The organism is Arthrobacter sp. MDT2-34-1 (genome assembly GCF_059091365.1).
In genome coordinates, this window is sequence record NZ_JBNHGO010000052.1 from 1 (window position 1) to 953 (window position 953).

At 68.0% G+C, this 953-nt stretch carries 1 protein-coding gene; it reads right to left on the reverse strand.

Features of this window, described 5'->3' with window-relative positions; all coding sequences use genetic code 11:
• Nucleotides 1-86 precede the first annotated feature (86 nt).
• The coding region (locus AC5RVV_RS17540; protein ID WP_494002633.1) for an SDR family oxidoreductase at nucleotides 87-953 on the reverse strand (867 nt) is incomplete at its 5' end.

A 953-nucleotide genomic window follows, 5' to 3' on the forward strand; every position in this document is an offset into this window, starting at 1 on the left:
AGGCCCGCGCGACCGGCGTGACGGAAACGCCGACGCTGATCATGCGCAACTTCGTGGAGCGTTACGCCCGGTAGGCCCGGCAGGAACTACAGCCCCTTACCGCCCGTCACCGGGACCACCGCACCGGACACATAGCTGGCCCCGGGTTCGGCCAGGAACACGTAGGCCGCCGCGAGTTCGGCCGGCTGGCCGGCCCGTCCCAGCGGTGTGTCCTGGCCGAACTTCGGCAGTTTGTCCGGCCAGTCGGTGGCCGGAATCAGCGGTGTCCAGATTGGACCCGGAGCCACGGCATTGACCCGGATACCCTTCTCCCCGAGCTGCTGCGCCAGCGCCTTGGTGAAGGCCACCTGCGCGGCCTTGGTCATGGCGTAGTCGATCAGCCCCGGGGACGGATTGAAGGCCTGGATGGAAGAGGTGGTGATGATCGACGACCCCGGCTTCAGGTGCGGAATGGCGGCCCGCGCCACCCACATCACGCCGTAGAGGTTGGTCTTGAAGACCCGGTCGAACTCCTCCGTGGGCAGGTTTTCCAGTCCCTCGCGATCCTGCTGGTACGCGGCGTTGAGCACCACGATATCCAGCCGGCCAAGCTCCCGGACGGCCCGGTCCACCAGCTCGCTGCAGTACTGCTCCTGCCGGACGTCGCCCGGGACCAGCACGGCCTTGCGGCCGGCCTTTTCCACCCAGTCGGCGGTGGTCCTGGCGTCTTCCTCCTCCTGGGGCAGGTAGGAAAGCACGACGTCGGCGCCTTCCCGTGCGTAGGCAATGGCCACCGCCCGTCCGATGCCGGAATCGCCGCCGGTGATCAGGGCGACCTTGTCCGCCAGCTTGCCGGAGCCGACGTAGCTTTCCTCGCCGTGGTCCGGCTCGGGTGTGGTTTCCCCGGTCAGGCCCGGCTGTTCCTGGGTCTGCTTGGGGAAGCCTTCCTGGTGGTGCTTGGTTGTGGGGTCCTC